This window comes from Pseudomonas sp. MEJ086 (genome assembly GCF_030209025.1).
Lineage (GTDB): Bacteria > Pseudomonadota > Gammaproteobacteria > Pseudomonadales > Pseudomonadaceae > Aquipseudomonas > Aquipseudomonas fulva_A.
This window is the reverse complement of record NZ_JARVSV010000006.1, coordinates 116419-137089: the sequence shown is the minus strand read 5'-3', so window position 1 is coordinate 137089 and position 20671 is coordinate 116419. Positions and strand designations below refer to the sequence as shown.

At 64.0% G+C, this 20671-nt stretch carries 22 protein-coding genes; 10 read left to right on the top strand and 12 right to left on the bottom strand.

The features are described 5' to 3' along the window. Nucleotides 1-2 precede the first annotated feature (2 nt). The 3 genes from QRN22_RS04010 to QRN22_RS04000 are packed head-to-tail and all read left to right on the top strand — an operon-like array spanning nucleotide 3 to nucleotide 1245. Nucleotides 3-218: a CsbD family protein gene (locus tag QRN22_RS04010; RefSeq protein WP_042551761.1), complete on the top strand. Its 216-nt coding sequence runs from the start codon at nucleotides 3-5 to the stop codon at nucleotides 216-218. Between the two features lie 25 nt (nucleotides 219-243). Beyond that, nucleotides 244-507 (top strand): hypothetical protein, encoded by a 264-nt coding sequence (locus tag QRN22_RS04005; RefSeq protein WP_042551762.1) that lies wholly within the window; start codon nucleotides 244-246, stop codon nucleotides 505-507. A 15-nt stretch (nucleotides 508-522) separates the two neighbouring features. Then, complete coding sequence (locus tag QRN22_RS04000) at nucleotides 523-1245, top strand: Crp/Fnr family transcriptional regulator (RefSeq protein ID WP_042551763.1); 723 nt, start codon at nucleotides 523-525, stop codon at nucleotides 1243-1245. Between the two features lie 13 nt (nucleotides 1246-1258). Here the strand turns inward: QRN22_RS04000 and QRN22_RS03995 are convergent, their stop codons facing one another. From QRN22_RS03995 to QRN22_RS03985, 3 genes are all read right to left on the bottom strand, one after another. After that, the gene (locus QRN22_RS03995) at nucleotides 1259-3352 is read right to left on the bottom strand and encodes a putative bifunctional diguanylate cyclase/phosphodiesterase (protein ID WP_052493727.1); all 2094 of its coding nucleotides are present in this window, start codon (nucleotides 3350-3352) and stop codon (nucleotides 1259-1261) included. Nucleotides 3353-3642: 290 nt separating this feature from the next. Then, nucleotides 3643-3867, bottom strand: a complete 225-nt coding sequence (locus tag QRN22_RS03990) for a hypothetical protein (RefSeq protein ID WP_052493728.1) — start codon at nucleotides 3865-3867, stop codon at nucleotides 3643-3645. A 272-nt stretch (nucleotides 3868-4139) separates the two neighbouring features. Continuing rightward, a complete protein-coding gene (locus QRN22_RS03985) occupies nucleotides 4140-5732 on the bottom strand; it encodes a YdgA family protein (protein WP_179538880.1) in 1593 nt (530 codons plus the stop codon). A gap of 347 nt (nucleotides 5733-6079) precedes the next feature. On the opposite strand from QRN22_RS03985, the gene QRN22_RS03980 reads away from it, so the two are divergent. Both QRN22_RS03980 and QRN22_RS03975 read left to right on the top strand, forming a co-directional pair. Further along, nucleotides 6080-6298, top strand: coding sequence for a hypothetical protein (locus QRN22_RS03980; RefSeq protein WP_042551765.1), 219 nt, complete (start codon nucleotides 6080-6082; stop codon nucleotides 6296-6298). Nucleotides 6299-6529: 231 nt separating this feature from the next. Further along, a complete protein-coding gene (locus QRN22_RS03975; protein WP_042551766.1) occupies nucleotides 6530-6994 on the top strand; it encodes a hypothetical protein in 465 nt (154 codons plus the stop codon). 108 nt (nucleotides 6995-7102) lie between these two features. On the opposite strand, the gene QRN22_RS03970 is transcribed toward QRN22_RS03975, so the two are convergent. From QRN22_RS03970 to QRN22_RS03945, 6 genes are all read right to left on the bottom strand, one after another. After that, on the bottom strand, nucleotides 7103-8197 hold the full coding sequence (locus tag QRN22_RS03970; protein ID WP_042551767.1) for a hypothetical protein: 1095 nt from the start codon (nucleotides 8195-8197) through the stop codon (nucleotides 7103-7105). Next, nucleotides 8194-9186, bottom strand: coding sequence for a hypothetical protein (locus QRN22_RS03965; RefSeq protein WP_042551768.1), 993 nt, complete (start codon nucleotides 9184-9186; stop codon nucleotides 8194-8196). The genes QRN22_RS03970 and QRN22_RS03965 overlap by 4 nt, the downstream gene beginning before the upstream one ends. A 186-nt stretch (nucleotides 9187-9372) precedes the next feature. Next, nucleotides 9373-10740, bottom strand: a complete 1368-nt coding sequence (locus QRN22_RS03960) for a glutamine synthetase family protein (RefSeq protein WP_042551769.1) — start codon at nucleotides 10738-10740, stop codon at nucleotides 9373-9375. Nucleotides 10741-10841: 101 nt separating this feature from the next. After that, a complete protein-coding gene (locus tag QRN22_RS03955) occupies nucleotides 10842-12233 on the bottom strand; it encodes an aspartate aminotransferase family protein (RefSeq protein WP_042551770.1) in 1392 nt (463 codons plus the stop codon). A 43-nt stretch (nucleotides 12234-12276) separates the two neighbouring features. After that, complete coding sequence (locus QRN22_RS03950; protein WP_042551771.1) at nucleotides 12277-13032, bottom strand: SDR family NAD(P)-dependent oxidoreductase; 756 nt, start codon at nucleotides 13030-13032, stop codon at nucleotides 12277-12279. Nucleotides 13033-13088: 56 nt separating this feature from the next. Then, a complete protein-coding gene (locus tag QRN22_RS03945; RefSeq protein ID WP_042551772.1) occupies nucleotides 13089-13865 on the bottom strand; it encodes an SDR family NAD(P)-dependent oxidoreductase in 777 nt (258 codons plus the stop codon). Between the two features lie 90 nt (nucleotides 13866-13955). Between QRN22_RS03945 and QRN22_RS03940 the strand changes: the two genes are divergently transcribed. Next, the gene (locus QRN22_RS03940; RefSeq protein WP_042551773.1) at nucleotides 13956-14858 is read left to right on the top strand and encodes a LysR family transcriptional regulator; all 903 of its coding nucleotides are present in this window, start codon (nucleotides 13956-13958) and stop codon (nucleotides 14856-14858) included. A 53-nt stretch (nucleotides 14859-14911) separates the two neighbouring features. Here QRN22_RS03940 and QRN22_RS03935 read toward each other — a convergent pair whose 3' ends face one another. The 3 genes from QRN22_RS03935 to QRN22_RS03925 all read right to left on the bottom strand — a co-directional run bounded on the left by QRN22_RS03935 (nucleotide 14912) and on the right by QRN22_RS03925 (nucleotide 17073). Next, nucleotides 14912-15919 carry an aldo/keto reductase gene (locus QRN22_RS03935; protein WP_042551774.1) on the bottom strand — a complete coding sequence of 336 codons (1008 nt, stop codon included), beginning with the start codon at nucleotides 15917-15919 and terminating at the stop codon, nucleotides 14912-14914. 48 nt (nucleotides 15920-15967) lie between these two features. Continuing rightward, the gene (locus tag QRN22_RS03930) at nucleotides 15968-16423 is read right to left on the bottom strand and encodes a MaoC family dehydratase (protein ID WP_042551775.1); all 456 of its coding nucleotides are present in this window, start codon (nucleotides 16421-16423) and stop codon (nucleotides 15968-15970) included. Between the two features lie 83 nt (nucleotides 16424-16506). Next, complete coding sequence (locus tag QRN22_RS03925; RefSeq protein ID WP_042551776.1) at nucleotides 16507-17073, bottom strand: TetR/AcrR family transcriptional regulator; 567 nt, start codon at nucleotides 17071-17073, stop codon at nucleotides 16507-16509. A gap of 155 nt (nucleotides 17074-17228) precedes the next feature. Between QRN22_RS03925 and QRN22_RS03920 the strand changes: the two genes are divergently transcribed. The 4 genes from QRN22_RS03920 (at nucleotide 17229) to QRN22_RS03905 (ending at nucleotide 20569) form a co-directional block, all read left to right on the top strand. After that, nucleotides 17229-18023: an SDR family NAD(P)-dependent oxidoreductase gene (locus QRN22_RS03920; RefSeq protein WP_042551777.1), complete on the top strand. Its 795-nt coding sequence runs from the start codon at nucleotides 17229-17231 to the stop codon at nucleotides 18021-18023. Nucleotides 18024-18033: 10 nt separating this feature from the next. Then, nucleotides 18034-18807, top strand: coding sequence for an SDR family NAD(P)-dependent oxidoreductase (locus QRN22_RS03915; RefSeq protein WP_042551778.1), 774 nt, complete (start codon nucleotides 18034-18036; stop codon nucleotides 18805-18807). A gap of 112 nt (nucleotides 18808-18919) precedes the next feature. Then, nucleotides 18920-20020 carry an NADH:flavin oxidoreductase gene (locus QRN22_RS03910; protein WP_042551779.1) on the top strand — a complete coding sequence of 367 codons (1101 nt, stop codon included), beginning with the start codon at nucleotides 18920-18922 and terminating at the stop codon, nucleotides 20018-20020. Nucleotides 20021-20170: 150 nt separating this feature from the next. Beyond that, nucleotides 20171-20569 (top strand): DUF2946 domain-containing protein, encoded by a 399-nt coding sequence (locus QRN22_RS03905; RefSeq protein ID WP_042551780.1) that lies wholly within the window; start codon nucleotides 20171-20173, stop codon nucleotides 20567-20569. The last annotated feature ends 102 nt before the right edge of the window (nucleotides 20570-20671 follow it).

Genomic DNA, 20671 nt, shown 5'->3' with positions numbered 1-20671 from the left:
ACATGAACAGACCACTGACCGAAATCATCAAGGGAAAATGGCGGCTATTGGCAGGTCTGGCGCGGATCGTATGGGATGAACTGACGCTGGATGAGTTGCTCAAGTCCGGCGGCGACCTGGACAAGCTCACCAACCTGATCCAGAAACGCTACGACATGACCCACGACGAGGCGCGCAAGCAGATCGTCAGCTTCTTCGAGCGGCACCGCATGACCTGACCGGCAATCCATTCGAGGAATCAGCATGCTCGACACCTACTTCGTCATTGCCAACAGTTCGGGCAACATCATCCGGATGACTCGGCGCGATGCCCGACCGGACGATTCGGCTACCATCACTCACGTTCAGGCCTCGTCGGGCCTGGTCGAGCGCTATCAGCGGTTGCTAGACGGTGGCCAGGATCTGATCAGCGTCGAGCACTTGCTGCAGAGCGATTGCGGCACTATGTACGGCAGCGAACGGAGCGGCGCGCTGGCCGGGCGTATAGTGAGGAGCTCACTCGAATAATTCATAAGGGATTTCATGCCCGAAGACTGCATACCGCAGCAGAACCACTTGTTGGCAGCTCTGCCTGGTGAAGTCCAGCAGAGGCTCTTTTCACACCTGGAACATGTTCACCTGCCGCTCGGACAGGTGCTCTATGAGTCTGGCGAGTCCGTGCGCCACGTGTACTTCCCGACCGACTCCATCATCTCCCTGCTCAATGTCATGGAAAGCGGCGCCTCTGCGGAAATCTCCGTGGTGGGTAACGAAGGCTTGGTCGGTATCTCACTGTTCATGGGCGGCGAAAGCACCCCTAGCCGTGCCGTAGTGCAAAGCGGTGGTTACGCCTATCGCCTGCAAGGGCAGCGCCTGAAGGACGAGTTCAATCGCCACGGGGAAATGCTGGTACTGATGCTGCGCTACACCCAGGCACTGATCACCCAGATGTCGCAGACCGCCGTGTGCAACCGTCACCATTCGATCGACCAGCAATTGTGCCGCTGGCTGTTGCTGTCACTCGATCGCCTGCCCGGCAACCAGTTGACCATGACCCAGGAGCTGATCGCCAACATGCTCGGCGTACGCCGCGAAGGTGTTACCGAGGCCGCCGGCAAGCTGCAGCGCCAGGGCGTGATCGAGTACAGCCGCGGGCATATCACCGTGCTCAATCGCAAACGACTCGAACAGATGAGCTGCGAATGCTATGCGGTGGTGAAAAAGGAAACCGACCGCCTGCTGTCCTACATGCCGATGCGCCAATGACGCGCTGCAGCGCTCACGGCTGAAGGTGCAACGGCCGCGATGACTGCATCAGAGTGGTGAAGTGCTCTTCGCTCAGCGCTGCGCTGAACAGGTGTCCCTGCCCTTCGTCGCAGTGGGCAGCATCGAGAAAGGCCAGTTGCGCAGAGGTCTCGACCCCCTCGGCCACTACCTTGAGTTTAAGGCTGGTGGCGATGGCGATCAGCGCCCGGGCGATGGGATCGCTGCCGCCCGACGCAGTGATCGCGGCAATGAAGCGCTGATCGATCTTCAGCGAATCCATGGGCAACAGCAGCAACAGGCTCAGGCACGAATAGCCAGTGCCAAAATCGTCGATGCTCAACCGTACCCCAAGCTCCTTGAGCTGCCCCAACACCCGCTGGCTCGCCTGGGCATCGTGCATCAGCACGCTCTCGGTGAACTCCAGGTGCAGGCGCCCAGGCTGCAAACCGCAGGCGGCCAGCTCTTCGCACACCCCGGCAACGAAGGCAGGATGACGGAACTCGGCTGCCGAGACGTTCACCGAAATCGCTTCCAGGCGGATGCCTTGAGCCTCCCAGCGTACGACCTGCCGACAGGCTTCTTGCAGCACCCAGCGCCCCAGGCGGACCATCACGCCACTGGCCTCGGCAATCGGCACGAAGCGCTCCGGCAGGGTCAGCCCCCACTGCGGATGCAGCCAGCGCAACAACGCCTCGGCACCGGTTATGCGCCCGCTGCGCAGATCCACCTGAGGCTGATAGTAGAGCCGTAATTGCCGTTGTTCGATGGCCTGGTGCAAGCCGCGCTCCACCATCTGGCGCTCGCTGGCGCGCTGCTCCATGTCGTGCTGAAAGAACAGATACTGGTTGCGCCCGCTCTCCTTGGCGCAGTACATGGCCTGGTCGGCATTTCTCAACAGTGCCTCGGCATCGCCTGCATCGCTGGGATACAGGCTGATGCCGATGCTGCAGGTGATCTGCAGACGTTGCTCTTCGAGGAAATACGGGATCTGCAGGGCGTCGCGGATCTTGCGGGCGGTGAGCCCTGCACTGCTTTCGTTGCTATCACCGGCCAGCAGCACCACGAACTCGTCGCCGCCATTACGGCTCACCGTATCGGAGCCGCGCACGCAGGCCGACAGCCGCTGGGCCACGGCCTGCAGCAACTTGTCACCGAGGTGATGACCGAGTGAGTCGTTGATGCTCTTGAAGTGATCCAGATCGAGAAACATCACCGCCACCGCATTACCGGTGCGCCGGGAGAGGCTGATCGCCTGGTGGATACGGTCGTTGAGCAATGCGCGGTTGGGCAACTGGGTGAGGTCGTCGTGCTGCGCCAGGTGCGACATTCTGGCGGCGATGGCGTGGGCGGCACTGACGTCGCGGAACACGGTCACCGTACCGCTGATAGGGCCCTTGCCGTCACGGATCGAGGTTGCCGACTGTTCGATGGCCAGGGTGCTGCCATCGCTATGCATCAACAACGTACTGCCTGCCGTTGGCGTACGCTGGCTACGCCGCAGCAACCGCTCGACAGGGTTGTGGCAGGCAGTCCGGGTGACCCCGTCGAGCAACGTCATCACCTCGGCGATGGGCCGGCCCAGGGCCTCCGTACGCTGGTAGCCGGTCAGACGCTCGGCGGCGCGATTGAGGTAATCCACCTGGCCACAGACATCGGTGCCGATCACCGCGTCGCCGAGGCAATCCAGGGTGATCTCGGCGCGCGACCGGGCACTCAGGCGATGCATTTCAGCCAATTGCCGGTGGATGGCCGCGCTTACCGTGCGGGCCAGCAGGCCACTGCCGGTCTGCCCCTTGAGCACATAGCCGCGAGCTCCCCAGCGTTGAGCCTGGCGCGCCAGCCCCGTGTTGTCCGGTTCGCCGAGCAGCAACACAGGGACGTCCGCCGCCGACGCGAACATCCGCGAACATAGCGCGCGGCTGGCTCCGCCAAGCAGGCTGACATCCAGCAATACCGCATCGATACCGCGCTGCTTGAGGCGAGTGTCGGCCGCCGACAGACTGGCGACTCCCACGCAGTCGAACGAATCGTCCCGCGACTCGCTCAACGCGGCCTGCAAACCCTTGAACAGCTCCACTTCAGCGACCAGCAGAACCCGGTAGCTCATCACGCCCCACTCCCGTGCAGATTCCATTGCGGTGCAACTGCAGAGCCAGGCTGACGCATCACTGCGACGCAGCCCAGCCTGCTCCTTGAGTTGCCCGAGCGCTTATGCTCGCTTTGCGGACACAGGGTGTTGGCCAATTATCCTTGCTCTGCAACATTACAGATTCGCGGGGTACGGTCCGTGCGCTGACGCGCTTAAGCCACGGCCAGCAGCCGAGCGGTCGATTTCGAATGCGAACGCCCGGCTGCTGGCCGGGCGTTCGCGGGGCGTTGTAGTCGCAGGAGAATCAGTCAGATCTCGCTCTGCCTGCTACCCGGATCCTGAGGCAGCTCTTCGGGCTGCTCTTGCGGCAACTCATCCGGCTGGGCGTCGGTGTTCCAACCCGGGTCCTGCTCCAATGGCTCATCGTCTTCCTCCATGGGCCGCTGAGCACGCAACGAACCCGCTCCGCTGAGGACGTCCTGATAGGTGGCGCGAGTCGAGTCACATGCATTGTCGGTAACATTGACGTTCATGATGCGTACCTCTGATGAAGCCAACGATTTGGCCTCATGACATCCGAGAGGTGCACGTCAGGAGAGGTTCAGGGGATCACGGCACCGGCTGGCGGAAATAGCAGCATGGCCAAATACGCGCACGACCAGACATCTCATGCTCTGGACACAAGCAGCCCGCTGAATCGCCAAAGGTCTGCTGGCGTCGCACCAGCGCCCACGAAAAAGGCCAGTCGAATGACTGGCCTTTTCCATGCTGCTCACGAGCCTGATGCCCTTCGCGAGCCTCGCGCTTATTGCTGCGCGTCTTCGTCGTAGTCTTCCTCGCCGATGCCACCTTCGGGGTAGGCTTGTTCGGCGTCGTCGTATTGCGACTGATCGTCACCACCCAGAGCGCCACCGCCCAGGCCATTGGCCTTGGACATGACGAACATGGCGAACTCTTCGACGGTCATGTCCTGGCCGTTGAAGGTCACCTTGTCGTTGGCATAGTGCAGCGACGATTGCAGGGTGTCGCCTTCCAGAGTCAGCAGGCCGGTACCGAGGGCCATGCCGCTGCCCATTTCGGTGAACATGGCCGCCTGGTCTTCGATGGCCTTGGCGTCGGTTTGACCTTCGATCAGTGCCTGGGCACGGACGCCATCACCGATGATGGCCTTGGCGATGGACAGCTTGGCATCCAGCTTGGCGATCATCTGTTTGGCGATCTGGTCTGGCGCCTGCTCGAACGACTCGGGCTTGGCCAGGTCCAGCGCCATGCTCAGCGATGCTTCGCCGTTGGTGGTCTTGACGCTGAATTTTTCCAGGGCGATCTGTGGCTTGGCGGCCAGCAGCTTTTCCAGATCGGCCTTCAGACGCGTTTCGTCCTCGGGCGACAACGCCAGATCCGGCCCATCCTCACCAAGGGCCTGAGCCTCCTGGATGGGCTTGAGCTTGTCGCGATACAGCTCGAGCAAGGATTGCACCGCAGCGGCATCGAAATTCTGCAGCGACCAGAGCATGTGCATGCCGGCGAGGTCCTTGCCGTCGTAGCTGACCATGCCGATGTCATAACCCATGCGCCCACCAAGCACATTGCCGGTTTCCTGCAGGCTGCCGAACTGGGCGATGTCCTTGACCAGGACCGGGGGTTTGTCGCCGACCTTGATCTGCGCGGTAGCCAGTTTGAGGGCGCTGTCACCGAGGTAGAAATCGCCGCTGCCGCGCTTCTGGTCGCTGTCCAGGGTCAGGCCCCGCAGCTCGACCTGAATGGGTGCGCCCTCGCTGTCGGTCGCGGTCACGAGCAGGCTGTCCATGGCGCCAACGGCCTTGAATGCGACCGCATGCTTGCTGGCTTCGCCGTCCAGAGTCAGCCCGGAGAACTTGACCGTGGAGGTCGGCGTCGGCGCGAAGTCCAGCGGGGTGAGCACCAGCGTACCGCTGGTGGATCCGTCGTAGCCCAGGCTGCCCTGACCGGTGAGCGGCGCAGCGCCCTTGGCGGCATCGAACCACTTCTGGGTGTATTCGTTGGCTTCCAGTGCGTAGTTGCTGGCAGCCATGACCGGCCACAGATTGAGGCGTTTGAGGCGCGACGCAGGCAGCGGACCGTGCTCGATGTTGTCCACCAGCAGCACTTCCATGTGTCTGGGGAGGTTTTCCTTGTCCGGCGCGTCGAAGGTGAGGCGGTAGCGAGCGGTGCTGGTGAACAGGCGGGTTTCCAGCGACACCAGCTCCAGCTTGGCGGTGGCGCCCGAACCGAGCAGCGCGTCCTGGCTCTGCTGGTTGGCTTCTGCAATGGCGTTCTGCAAAACACCCGGCAACTGAGTGCCGGTGTACCAGGCACCGGCGGTGCTGAGCACGCCAACGGCTACCACTACGCCTACCGCTATTCCTGCAATTTTTTTCATCGTCTGCTCAATGCATGTCCGTGATGTGGATGGAGAGCCTTCCTGGCAATAACCCCTACGCGACGAGCGCGGCACTGCGAAAGGCGGCGCGAATGTTAGCACCATGCGGCCCGCGGCACTGTGCGATCGCTCGCTATTCTCATCCACCGGGACTGCCGCAGCGGCGCTGCTGGTCGACCGGAAAGGGCCATTGGCAGCAGCGGCATGACGCTTCATCGGCAAACTTCATTTCGCGTCGATATGAGCTGAATCCTTCTGGTTCGTGCGCAGTCATACCTCACCAGTAGCGCTCGAATCCTTTCGAGCCTTTCTTCCGGCCGGCTACGGGCCCTGATCGAGGTGCAGATATGGCTACGCAGAGTGAGATGGTGCTGGAGCAGGCCATGTTGGCCGTTTTGGGGGCCTGTATCGACCTGGGTTATGACGTCGACAAGCTGACCAAGAAAGCGCAGATGCTGATTCTCGATAACAGCAAGTACAACTACGTCGAGCAGCCCCACGCCACGACGCCACACGAGGCCATCGAACGAGCGCTGTCGACCGTGAAGAGCGCACCGCGCATCTAGCGCGGCCATCCGTTGCGGGCAACGGGAGATCGCAGGGCCACTCGAAGGACGGAACTGCGCCCGTCGATCTGGCACTCGTCACGTGCGCAACCTGTGAAACGCTGTGAAATCTTCGTGCAGTTGCGAATTGCTGTGAAGGCGACGCGCAGTGGCCATTTGCTTGCTGATAACGTCCGTGGTGAAGGCAGTATCGCTGCCACGCGTCATCAATCCACTGAGGGAGCAGGGCCGATGTCTACTACCGTTTCACCGACTGGCGGTAACCCGAATACTCCGAGTTCGTCGACATCGGTATTCGATGCGAAGCTGGACATCGCCAAGTCCAGCAAAACCCTGGCCGACTACATGCGCCAGAACGGCAAGGGTGCGATTACCAAACAGGAAGTCTCGCAACTGGCCAACGACACGTCGGGCAAGGTGCCCAGTGACGTCGTCGAGGCAGCCAAGTACATGCAGCGTCATCCTGACGTATTCACTGCCATCGAGACCCATGACGTGGCCGGCGCGGACGATCTCTCCGGGGTCTGGAACCTCGACTGGGCAGCCAGTGGCGGGCTCAAGGGCACCTCGACCGAAGCCATCGCCAAGATGCAGGACACCTTCGACTACGCGATCGCCAAGTCCGCGCAAATCACCGAGATCACCACCGCCAGCAAGGCCGAGCTGGACTCGACCAAGCAGCGGCCGAGCAACTGATACCGGGGCGCACCCGCAGCTCCTGCTCCCCGTCGAACGCCAGAGGATCGCAAGACCTCTGGCGTTCGGTCGTTGCCACTATCGCGCAACGATGTTCTCGAGCCTCGATCAGGGATCGAGCCGCCGACGCAGCCAGGAGAACGGCGCCAGCAGGCAGAACACCACATAGGCCAACAGGCGTATGGGGATGCGCGCCGGCAGCGGGGCCGGGCGCCATGGTGACTCGGGTACGAAGCGGCCAGGCGGTCTGAAATGCGCTAGCGGGCGGGTCAGAAAGCCGTGCCACAGTCCCTCATGCGATATCAGCACGCGCAAATTTTCCGGGATGAAGAAGCCCGAGTGGCGGTAGGTGTCAGTGCGCACGTTGAGAGCCGCCTGCGCGTCGTAACCTGCCACGCCGCCAGGCCCTGCCCCGGGAATGGCGTATTGCGCGTAGGGCACCGCACCATCCTGGCCGCCGACATGGTTGAGCACCGCTTCCACCCGGCCCTCGCCGACGAGCCGATCCCAGTCGAAATCAGGCCGCACGATGCTCGCTGCGGTGATGATGCGGCCGAATTTCAGGTCGGCGAAATCCGCATCCTCCAGCACGCGCGACAGCAACAGCGTGCCAAAACTGTGGGCGATGATGTCCGGCTGGGCGGGCAGCCGGCTTTTCTCCGCCTGCCGGATGGCGATCCTCATTCGCTCTCCCAGCCGCCTGGCGAGTCGGCGGTGCAGCCAGCGCGTGAACACATCGATGGTCGCCCAGCCGTATTTGTAGATGAGCACGGGGGCGGAATAGCTGAGGCGATTGGCGATTTCCCAGCTGAACTCTTCCTGCCATTTGGCGCGGCTGTTCATGCCATGGATGACGATCACCCAGCGGATATCGCGACTGGTCTGGCCCAGCAGCCGATAGAAATGCTCGACGACGGCCTCGCAGCCTTCCAGCAGATAGTCGGTATGGCAATAAGGGCATGACGCAGGCGGTTCGCCAGGTGGCAGGACTCGGCCGCAGCCGCGTACCGGGCAGCGATAGGCCTCGATTGTGCGGGCAGCCGTTGATGCCACCAGACTATCCAGGAACGCCAGCAGGCTTGTATCGCTGTCCGGGGCATCCACCGCGCTGGCGAACTGCGCGAGGGTGAACTCGAGTTCGACACCCTGCTCCAGGCGCCGGTCGATCTCCGCTTGCCAGCGGCTGTGCAGTGAGGGGCTCATGGTGCGTTGTTGTACTCCCAGAGCAGCTCGACGATGCGCACGATGTCCTCGCGCTTGCATTGCGCCCAGATCCGCAGCCGCGCCTCACGGCCATGGACCTGAACGGCGATACGGCGGCTGGTGCCATGTTCTTCGGCAGCGAAATGCAGCATGCCCTGGGCCCTGTCGAACTGGCCGGTATCCACGGCCTGCAGCACCACGCGCACCGGCTCCACGGCTTCGATTCCACCTTCGGCCAGGGTCGAGGCCATTTCCACATAACCGCCATCGAGTTCGAAGCGAGTGGAGTGCACGCCCTTGCCCTTCATCGCCGCCACCTTCACCGCCTGGTCCAGGGGAATCGGCAGCGCAGCGGTGTCCGGGCAGCCGATCGCCGCCAGGGTCATGCGCACATCCTTGAACACGGCCTTGTGGTCGATCTCGGGGTTACGGTGGATGAGGATCGCGCAGTAGGGATCGCCGAAGCGCCATTCGTAGCGCACCACGCTGCGGTCCAGCCGCTGCCGATAGGCATCGAAGCGATAACGCTCCAACCCTTCCTCGGTGACGAAATCCTTGGGTTTCCAGCGATTCCAGCCCGCCTTGCACTGGTGCCAGACCATCGACAGTCCGCCCTCGCTCAGGTCGATGTGCTTCAACTCCAAGGCCTCGGGGAAGTCCAGACTGGCACTGGCATGCAGCGCTGCGGCATGGGGGCTGGCCGCGATACCGGCAGCCAGCGCGCCGCTCTCGACCTGGGGTGGCTGGATCAGATAAAGGTGCTGATCGCCCCAGCCCTCGACTTCCGCCAGCCAGGCCTCCAGGGTTTCCTGGGTCAGCTCATCGGCATCGATGGCCGCATCCAGGTTGGCGGCGAAGTCTTCCTTGGTCGCGCCGATCCTGACACCGGTGCCACGCAGCAGCTCCTTGATGAAGGCATTGCCCTGGGCGACGATGACTCGCCGTACCAGTTCCTTGAGTTGCGGTTTGCTCAGCGGATCCGTGCCCATACCCTCTCCCGACGATGCGCAGCATCATGCGGGCGCGCCAGGAACGCGCCCCATGACATAGCTATACGCCATCATACTGCGAGAAGAGCGGTTTCGCTTCGTGCAAATCCACGCCAGCATTCACCACTGACTGCCCTGGGCTCAGGAACCGCAGTTTTCGCGGCGTTGCCGGCCATCTACGCCCACTCAAGCGTGGTGCAGGTACCAGCGCCAATCCTGCTCACCGACCTCAGCCATGAACTGACGGTATTCGGTCTGCTTGATCGCCAGAAACACCTTGAGAAATGCCTCGCCCAGGGCTTCTTTGGCCCAGCCGGACTGTTCCAGGGCACGCAGTGCTGTGAGCCAGTCGGTCGGCAAGAATTCGCTGGCCTGCTCGTAGCCGTTGCCGACGATGGCCGCGCCCGGGTCGATCTGCTCGCGAATGCCGTGATGGATGCCGGCGAGAATCGCCGCTGCCGCCAGATACGGGTTGGCGTCGGCGCCACAGATGCGGTGCTCGATGTGACGGCTGTTGGCCGGGCCACCTGGCACACGGAACGACACGGTACGGTTGTTCACGCCCCAGCTCTTGGCCAGCGGCGCATAGCTGTTGGCCTGGAAGCGGCGGAACGAGTTGGCGTTGGGGCAAAAGATCGCCAGGGAATCGAGCAGCGTGGCCATCATGCCGCCAATGGAGTGGCGCAGCAGCGGTGCGCCCTGGGGGTCTTCGCTGGCATAGAGGTTGTTGCCCTGCTCATCGGCCAGGCTGACGTGCAGGTGCATGCCGCTGCCGGCCAGATCACCGAACGGCTTGGCCATGAAGCAGGCCTGCAGCGCGTGCTGGCTGGCCACGCCCTTGACCAGGCGCTTGTAGCGAATGCCTTCGTCGATGGCCTGCAGCGCATCGAAGCGGTGCTCCAGGGTCAACTCGACCTGGCCCGGCGCGTACTCGGAAATCGCCGTGCGCACCGGCAGGCCCTGCACTTCGCAGGCGGCATACAGATCGTCGAGGAACGGCTGCAACTGCTCCAGCTCGTAGACACCATAGACCTGCGGCGCCTGGGGGCGCACGCCGTTCATTTGCAGAGCCGGTTGCGGACGGCCCGTGGCATCGCGCTGCTTGTCCAGCAGGTAGAACTCCAGCTCCACGGCCATCACCGGATGAAAGCCGTCGGCCTTGAGGCGTTCGATCACCCGCACCAGGGCATGCCGAGGGTCGGCAGGGGTGGCGGGCAGGCCCTGGGTCGGGTGCATGCTCACCTGCAGTTGCCCGGTGGGCGTACTGCGCCAGGGTTGCAGGGTCAGGCTGCCGGGCAGCGGGTAGGTCCAGCAGTCGGCATCGGCCACTTCCCAGACCAGGCCGGTGGCCTCCACATCCTCGCCCTGGAGGGTCAAGGCCAGAATCGAGCTGGGCAGTGGCCGGCCATTTTCATAGATCGCCAGCAGCTCATCACGGTGCAGCAGCTTGCCACGCGGCACGCCATTGGCATCGATCAGCATCAGCTCGATGCTGCGCACCTCGGGGTGGGCGGCGAGAAAGTCGCGGGCTTCCTGAATGTCGGCGAATTGCATGGTCAGCTCTCGTAAAAAAATGGCAGGAAACACCGGCCTGGTCCCCTGCCCCACCTTCACGGCGTGGCACGAGGATCATGCCAGTCAATCGACCGTACAGGTCAGGCACGCGCACCTGGCATCGCCAGCAGCTCGGTCAGCCCCTCATCGAGGGTGGCGAGCAGCGTGTCGACATCGGCGGCGCTGGTGTCCGGGCAGCACAGGGTCATGTTGTGGAACGGCGTGATGAGGATGCCACGGTTGATCAGGTACAGGTGCAAGGCCATCTGCAGGCTGTCATGAAAGGCCGCTTCTGCCTCGGCACCGGTTTTCGGCGAGGTGGCGCAGAACTGGAATTCGCAGCGCGCGCCCAGCTCGGTGACCGACCAGTTCAGCCCATGCTTGGCGATCAGTTGGCGCAGCCCAGCGGCCAGTCGCGCGGCCAGCGGCAGCATGTGCTCGTAGGCTGCCGGGGTCATGACCTGCTCCAGGTTGACGCGCATGCAGTGCATGGCCAGGGCGTTGGCCGACAAGGTGGTGCCCATGCCGCTATGGCCATGGCCGTGGCTGGTTTCGCTGGCGTGTTGCTGGGCCAGGCGCATGGCCTGCGCCATCTCATGGCTGCAGCCGTACACCGAACACGGCACGCCGCCAGCAATGGGCTTGCCGAGGGTGATGAAGTCCGGTTTGAGGCTCCAGGCGCGGGTGCAGCCGCCAGGTCCAGTGGAGATGGTGTGGGTTTCGTCGATGATCAGCAGGCTGCCGTAGCGTTTGCTCAGTTCGCGAACCTTTTCCATGAAGCCCGGCTCGGGCAGCACCATGCCGATATTGGTCATCGCCGGCTCACAGAGAATCGCTGCCACGTCGCCTTGGGCCAGTGCCGCCTCCAGCGCGGTCACATCGTTGAAGGGCACGGCCCGGCTGGTCTTGGCCAGGTTGCGCGCCTGGCCGATCAGGCCGCCGCGGTGCACGGTGCGGCCTTCCTTGCAGCGCACCATCACATCGTCGACGGTGCCGTGGTAGCAGCCGTCGAACACCAGCAACACCTTGCGCCCGGTGATTGCGCGCGCCCAGCGGATCACGAAGCGGTTGGCGTCGGTGGCGGTGGTCGCCACCTGCCAGAACGGCAGGCCAAAGCGCTCGGCAAGCAGTTCGCCAGCGATTACCGCATCCTCACCGGGCAGCATGGTGGTCAGGCCATTGGCGCCCTGCTCGGCGATGGCCTGGGCGATGGGATCGGGCGAGTGGCCGAACATACTGCCGGTGTCGCCGAGGCAGAAGTCGATGTACTCGTGGCCGTCGACATCGTAGAAGCGCGCCCCCTTGGCACGGCTGACAAACAGCGAACTGGGCATCGACCAGTCGCTCATCCAGTGCATGGGCACCCCGCCGAACAGCGACTTGCGAGCACGCTTGGCCAGCTCGACGGATTTCGGGTTGCGCTGCAGAAAACGCTCGCGCTCGCGGCTGGCGAAGGTCTCCACCGCCGACTCGCTGATTCCACTGTTGAACATGAAGAAAGCTCCTGTTGTTGTACCCATCAGGTCGCCGCAACGCTCAGTTGCCGGCCGACACACCACAGTCGATTGCCATGTCGGCGCCGGTGATGGACCGTGCGCCGCTCTGGCAAAGGAAATACGCCAGGTCGGCCACTTCGCCGGGCTGGATGAAGCGTGCCGCCTCGCCTTGCGGGTACTTGGCCAGCAGGTCCCGGTAGTACGCTGGTTGGTCGCCGTTGCCGTAACGCTGGGCCTGGAACGCCAGCATCGGGGTCTGCACATCGCCCGGTGACACGCTGTTGCAGCGCACGCCGGACGGCGCCAGGTCCAGCGCCAGCGCCTTGGTCATGAGGGTCACCGCGCCCTTGCTCGCGCAGTACGCAGCGGCGTTGCGATTGCCCTGTCGCCCGGCGTCGCTGGAGATGTTGACGATGGCGCCCTGGCTCTCGCGCAGCGCCGGGATGCTGGCCGAGCACATGAAGAACGTGGCCTTGAGGTTGACGTCCAGCACGATGTCGAAATCGTCTTCGCTGAACGACTCGACCGGCCCTTCCCGCCACACCCCGGCGCAGTTGACCAAGGCGTCCAGCCGGCCGGTGCTGGCGAGCAGCGCCGCGACCACCGCCTTGCAGGCGCTCGGCTGGCGAATATCGGCAGCGTGGGCGCCGGCCAGCTTGCCTTCGGCCTGCCGGGCAGCAAGCGCGGTAGCGTCCAGGTCGGTGCCGAACACGGTCCAGCCGCCTGCATTGAAACGCTCGCACATGGCCTGGCCGATACCTCCCAGGGCACCGGTGATCAGAACGACGGGCTGCATCGGGTTCGCTCCTCGGCCCGCAGGCCGCTCGAAGGGATAAAAAGAGGGGTTGGCGCTCAGGGCGCCTTGTTCTCGATCAGGCTGTTGCCGCCATCGATCACCAGCGTCTCACCGGTGATGTAGCTCGCCTCGGGGGACGCCAGGAAGGCCACCGCGGCGGCGACTTCTTCGGGGTGGCCAGCGCGGCCCACTGGTACGTAGGCAGCGGCACGCGCCTCTTCCGGCTGGGCGCCGCCGGTGGCGATCCAGCCAGGCGCCACCGAGTTGACGGTGATGCCCTGCCCGGCCACTTCCAGCGCCAGCGACAGGTTGAGCCCGACCATGCCCGCCTTGGCCGCGCTGTAGCCGGCTTCGCCCTGATTGCCGACCCGCGTGCCGGTCACCGAGCTGACATGCACCACACGGCCATAGCCGCGCTGCTGCATGCCTGGCAACACGGCTCGGGTGAGCAGAAAGGCGGTGGTCAGGTTGCGCGAGATCGACAGGTTCCATACGGCGAGGCTCATCTTCGACACCTCGACGAAGGGCTCGGGGCTGCCTTGCATGGCCATGCCGGCGTTGTTGACCAGGATATCGATGCGCCCCCAGCGCGACTCGGCCCAGGCCGCGAAATCCTGCACCTGCGCCTCGTCGGTGAGGTCGACCGCACGGCCCTCGGCCTCGAAACCGGCGGCGCGCAGCTCGGCCACGCGCTCGGCGATGCGCGCGCTGCTGGCGGTGACGATCAGCTTCACGCCAGCCGCACCAAGCCTGCGCGCGATGGCCATACCGATGCCACGCTCGCTACCGGCCCCGCTGACCAACGCCACCTGACCTGCCATTGCCCTGAACATACCGACCTCATCCCACGGGTTTGATGGGCTGGATGCTAAGCGCATAAATCTGATACAAAAAGACAACTGTTATCAGAGAAACTGACAACCATGGTGTTCACCAGCGAATCGTTGCGGGTATTTCTCGCCGTTATCGATCAAGGCTCGTTTTCCGCCGCAGCCCGTGCCCTGGGCCGGGTGCCCTCGGCAGTGAACATGGCGGTGTCGCAACTGGAGGCGGAACTCGACCTGGTCCTCTTCGACCGTTCGACCCGCAAGGCGCTGCCCACCCCTGCCGCTCGGGCCCTCGAGCCCCAGGCCAGGCAGGTGGCCAGCCAACTGAACCTGCTCGATGCCCATGCGTTGCAATTGCACAAGGGCCTGGAAAGAAGGTTGGTCCTGGCGATGGCCCCGGAACTGCAAACCGGCGCCTGGAGTCGCCCGCTGACGACTCTGGCCCGGGAGTTTCCGACGCTGGAAATAGAGATACGCTCAGCCGCGCAGACCGATGCGGTGCGCATGCTCCACGAGGGCAGCGTTCAGGTGGCGTTGATGTTCGAACGCCCCGGCATCGACGAACGCGAAGCCTTTGCCGAGGCCGGTAGCCAGTTGCTTACCGCAGTCGCGGCGCCGGGTTACCCGTTCACCAGTGAAGGCGAACCGCTGGACGAGGCGCACATGGCGAACACGCGGCAGATCGTGGTGGCCAGTGGCGACCCCAATGCCTCGGACCCGCAGATCGTACTGTCCCATCGCGTGTGGCTGACGGACAGCTACATGGCCACCCTCGATCTGGTGCAGGCTGGCATGGGCTGGGCCTACCTGCCACAGCCGCTGGTTCAGCCGATGATCGCCTCCGGCGTGCTGGCTGCGGTCAAGTTCGACAACATGGCCAGCCAGATACGCCTGTGGGTCGATGTCATCTGGTACAAGAGCCGACCTCTGGGCCTGGGGGCACGCCGCTACCTGCAACTGCTGCGCGAGCAGGTCGAGGCCGGGCCGGCGCGTTCGTAAGCGCCCGCTCCGCTGCAGCGTCCGAACTTCATCGACCAACCGCCAACGCCCGTTTAGGCTACGACTCTCGGAAGGTTGCCCGAAGCCCAGGCAACCGGGACTCGCGCAGCTGTGGCCTGGCCCGGATCGCTCACCGCATCGAGGCGGGCGATCTGCTCGGTCGACAGCTCGAGCGCCAGAGAACCAAGGTTATCGGTGAGCTGCGCGAGGGAACGTGGGCCGATGATCGGCGCCGCGCCGTGAGTGCCGGCCCAGGCAATCGCAACCTGGCCCGGGTTGATGCCCAGCTCATCGGCAACCGAGATCAGCACGTCGAGAATCTGCGTGCGCTGCGCCGAGTTCTCGGCCTGGAATACCCGCCCACCGAAGCCTTCGGCCCGGCCCTTCTCGCCGTGTCGGTATTTGCCGGTGAGCATGCCACCACCCAGCGGCGACCAGGTGACGATACCCAGCCCCAGGGCATGGGATGCCGGGAACAGATCGGCCTCGGGGTCGCGATGCACCAGGCTGTGCTCGAACTGCGCCGCCGCGATGGGAAGCGCACGCGTCAGCTCCGCCAGGGTAGCCGCATGGGCGAGACGCCAGGCCGGAAAGTTCGACAGGCCCGCATAGAGAATCTTGCCGGCACGAGCCAGATCGTCGAGGCCACGAATCACCTCTTCCATGGGCGTCACAGCGTCAGGATGGTGCACCCAGTAGAGATCGATACGGTCGGTCTTGAGGCGCTTCAGGCTCGCCTCGACCGACGCGACCATCGCCTTGCGGCTGTTACCGGTGACCAGGCGGTTGGCATCGGCTGCCGCGCCGTTGGCGAACTTGGTCGCGAGGACGAAATCCTCGCGGCGCCCCTCCAACAGCGTACCCAGCAGCGCTTCGGACTGGCCGAACTGATACACGTCGGCTGTGTCGATGAAGTTGCCACCGGCTTCGGCGTAGGCGTTGAAAATGGCCTGGCTGGTATCAGGGTCGGCACCATAGCCCCAGCCGGTTCCAAAGTTGCCCGTACCCAGCGCCACCTGGGAAACCTGCAAGCCCGTTTTGCCGAACGTTGTGTACTTCATGCTGTTCTCCACCGCCGTCAGGCAGCCACTGTTAGAGGTCGATTAGCGCTATTGCTCAGGGCGGCGAGGCACCACCAGATTGCCCACGGAAACCTGCACGACCTGGCCATCCTGATTCAGCGTGGTGGTGCGCATTTTCACCAGCCCTTGAGTAGGCTTCGACCTGGATGGCCGCACCTCCAGCACCTCGAGCTCCACGCGCAGCTCGTCACCGGGCCTGACCGGCAACGGCCAGCGCAGCTCATCGAATCCGGCACCGACGATGCCGCCCGCAAGTTTCGGCTCGCAGTCCACCAGCAGGCGCATGGTCAACGCTGCGGTGTGCCAGCCGCTGGCGGCCAGTGCGCCGAAGATCGAGGTGCTGGCAGCGGCTTCGTCGAGATGGAATGGCTGGGGGTCGAACTCGGCGGCGAAGGTCTTGATGGCCTCCGCGTCGAGGCGAACCCGGGTAGTGCCAACGAAGCGTTGACCCGGTTGCAGGTCGTCCAGGTAGTGGATGGTCATCTTCAGGCTCCCTCTTTTTCGGGCCGCGAGTGCGGCACCAACAGGTGTTCTTGGTGGCCGGACACCGCGAATGGCCGGCGACGTCAATCCGCCTTCTCGGGGAAGGCCGCGAGAATCTGCACGCGACAGGCGTCGATGATCTCGTCCGCCAGCGCAGAGTCGTCCGGGCAGGCGCGCGACAACACGATTGCCCCGACCGCCTGTGCGAGCTGGCCGATCATTTGCGCTCGCGCCTCCTGGCTTCGAGAGCCGTCCTGCTGCTGGAGCGTTGCCAGCAAACCCTCGATGCCGTCAGCGAATATCGCCTTGATCTGGTCAGGCTGACGCGCCGCATCGCCGCCGAGGGCGGCCATGGTGCAGCCAGGCCCACGGGCATCTCGGTGTTGTCGGGAAACGTAGAATTTGAAAAAGGTGGCCGCGTCCACATCGCTGCTGCGCTCCAGGGTTTTCGAAATCCCGCACGCAGCCGCTTCCGCCATCAGGTCGGCCTTGGAGCCGAAGTGCTTGTAGAACCCGCCATGGGTGAAGCCGGCGGCGGCCATCAGGTCGGCCACGCCCACTCCGTCATAACCACGATCACGAAACAGCGTTGAAGCGGTTTCGACGATCAACGCTCGGTTCGCCTGGGCCTGGGCCTTGGTGACTCGCATATCCACATGCCTCCTGGTGAATCGCCTATCGATGCGTCAAGCATACATTGATGTCGATCATAATCAAAAAATATTGACAATTAAGATTACGATCGACATCTTAATTGCACGACGCCCCGACGACGCGCGTCTCCCCCCAATCAGCGAGAGCCTCCATGACCAGCCTTACTACCGTCCTCATCACCGGCGCTTCCTCCGGCATCGGCGCCACCTATGCACAACGCTTCGCACGCCGCGGCCATGATCTGGTTCTGGTGGCGCGTGACCAGACGCGCCTGGATGCCCTCGCGACCCGCTTGCGTGCAGAACATGGCGTCGCCGTCGATGTTCTCCAGGCTGACCTGACTCAGCCAGCCGATCTGCTGGAGGTGGAGGCGCGCCTGCGCGATGACGCACGGATCGGCGTGCTCATCAACAACGCGGGTGTGGCTCAATCCGGCAGCTTCATCGAGCAGACGGCCGACAGCATCGACCGCCTGATTACCCTCAACACCACTGCCCTGGCACGCCTTGCCAGCGCCGTCGCGCCCCGGTTCGCCGCAGCAGGTGCCGGTAGCATCGTCAACATCGGTTCGGTGGTTGGCCTGGCGCCGGAGTTCGGCATGTCGGTTTACGGCGCGAGCAAGGCCTTCGTGCTTTTCCTGTCGCAAGGGCTGAACCTGGAACTGGGTCCCAAAGGCGTTTACGTGCAGGCCGTGCTGCCGGCGGCGACCCGTACCGAAATCTGGGAGCGCGCAGGCATGGACGTCAACGCCCTGCCCGAGGTGATGGAGGTGGACGAGCTGGTGGACGCGGCGTTGGTCGGCTTCGACCGCCGCGAGCTGGTAACCATTCCGCCGCTGCACGACGCAGCGGCCTGGGGTGGTCTGGAAGCAGCACGCCTGACCCTGCTCTCCGGTATTCGACAGGCCCGTGCGGCCGAACGTTATCTGTCTCCCGAGGCTCAGTGAGGTCAACGACATGCAGCCATGGGTACTGATCACCGGCGCGTCGAGCGGTTTCGGTGAAGAATTCGCCAGGCAGTACGCACAGCTCGGGCACCGCCTGATACTGGTGGCGCGGCGCCTGGATCGCCTCCAAACGCTGGCCGAGTCGCTGCGCCAGCAGCACGGTATCGAGGTCGTGGTGGAACAGGTCGACCTCGCGGATATCGAGGCGGTCCGTGATCTGCATCGCCGTTTGAATCAGCGCGGCATCGAGGTCGACGTGCTGATCAACAACGCCGGGCACGGGCTCCAGGGCCCGTTCCTGGACGGCCCGCTGGACTCCGCCCTGTCGATGATCGGGCTGGATATCGCCAGCCTCACGGCCATGACCCACCTGTTCGGCCAGGACATGCGCCGGCGCAAGCGGGGCAAGATCCTGCAGGTCGCCAGCATCCTGGCCTATCAGGGTGTCGAGAGTTTCGCGGTCTACTCGGCGGCCAAGGCCTACGTGCTTCGTTTCGGCGAAGCCTTGCACAGGGAGTTCAAGGCGGATGGCGTGACCGTCACCACGCTGTGCCCGGGCATGACCGACACGGGCTTCGCCAGCACGGCAAAGCAACGCATCACGCCAGCCCTGGAGGCCGTGATGATGAAGACGCCGCCCGTGGTGCGCGCAGGTATTCGCGCCATGAATGGCGGGCGTATCAGCGTGGTTCCCGGTATTGCCAACAAACTGAATGTAGTGTTCATGTGGGCGACGCCGCGCTGGCTTCACCAGGCCGTGCTGGCCCGAATAATGGCTGCGTGATCGTCAACGGTAATAACGAGATAACCCGCTTGGCGTCGCCAATTTTCCAGTTAACCGTACTTGCAGGTACCGCTGAGCTTTCAGCGGCCACTTATCCCAGATGGAGTGAGTCATGTCCGACGTTCTGTTCAGCCCCTTCAAGCTGAAAAGCCTGGATCTTCCCAACCGTATCGTCATGGCGCCCATGACCCGTGGCATGGCGCCCGAAGGCATTCCTGGCCAGGCGCATTCCGAGTACTACAGCCGGCGCGCTGCCGGTGGCGTGGGCCTGATTCTGACCGAGGGCACGGTGATCGACCGCCCGGCCTCGCGCAACATGCCGGGCATTCCATTCTTCCATGGCGATGCAGCGCTGGCTGGCTGGGCTGAAGTGGCCAAGGCCGTACATGCGGCCGGCGGTCGTATCGGCCCACAGATCTGGCACACCGGCTCGACCCGCTCGCGTGGCGAGTGGGTGCCTGATGCACCGGTCGAAAGCCCCTCCGGGCTGGTGGCCCCCGATGATCCGCGCGGCGTGAGCATGACCCTGGAAGACATCGCCGATACCGTGGCCGCATTCGCCAGCGCTGCGGCGGATGCCAAACGTCTGGGCTTCGACACGGTCGAGCTGCATGGCGCCCATGGCTACCTGATCGACCAGTTCTTCTGGCCGGGGACCAACACCCGTACCGATGCCTTCGGCGGTGCGACCATCGCCGAGCGTTCGCGCTTCGCTGCCGAGGCGGTACGCGCCGTTCGCGCGGCCGTTGGGCCGGACTTCCCGCTGATCCTGCGGGTCAGCCAGTGGAAACAGCAGGACTACGCCGCTCGCCTGGCGACCACGCCAGAGGAAATGACCGCCTGGCTGGCGCCGCTGGTCGAGGCCGGCGTGGATATTCTGCATTGCTCGCAGCGCCGTTTCTGGGAGCCGGAGTTCGCGGATATCGACGGCGAACAAGGCCTCAACTTCGCGGGCTGGGCGAAGAAACTCACCGGGGCAGCGACCATCAGCGTCGGCTCGGTAGGGCTCGATGGCGACTTCTTCGGCGCCTTTGGCGGCAAGGGCTCCGATGCCGCGGTGCTGGACAACCTGCACCTGCGCCTCGAGCGTGAAGAGTTCGACCTGATCGCCGTCGGCCGTGTGCTGATCTCCGACGCACAGTGGGCCAACAAGGTCCGCAACGGTGAGCCGCTGCCGGGCTTCAATGCCGCCGACCTCGCCACCCTGGCCTGATCGTCGCCGCGCAGTTTGCGCACTTGAAACGCCAAGGACCCGCAGCCGACGCTCCGCGCCCTTGGCGTTTTCCTCTCGTGCCGCGGATGCGGCAATTCACCACGCCGGCTGCACGTGCCAAACCTTACCGCAGTGGTAAAGTTCGGCCCCATGAAACTCGCCCGCGATGAACGCTCACTGATTGCATGGATGCTCTACGCCAGCGTCCTGTTCAGTCTGTTCGTCTGCGGGATTCATCATGGACAGATGAGCGGCCTCGCCCTCAGCGGTCTGAACGGTGGCTATTGCGCCTCTGGCAGTGACCACGGCCAGAGCTACGACGACGGCGGTTCCAGCCAGTCTCAGCAAATGAGTGCGCCGTTCAACTGCCCGCTGTGCTCCTCCTCTTCCCTGGCCGTCGCCGTCAATACCGCCAGCTGGAACATTGGCCATCTGCTCTCGGCACTGCCGTCGCCAATCGTCGCGCGCAGCCTGGCACAACCGCCACCGCGCTATCTATGGCCCTCCCTGAATCCCCGCGCCTCCCCTTTTCGCCTCCTCGCCGTGTGACCCAATCAGCCTGATTCCATCGGCCTGCGCCCGCGCGCGGCCGGGAAACAGCGTCACTTGTTCCGCGTGGAAAACCTTTGATGAACACAACAGATACCCCTC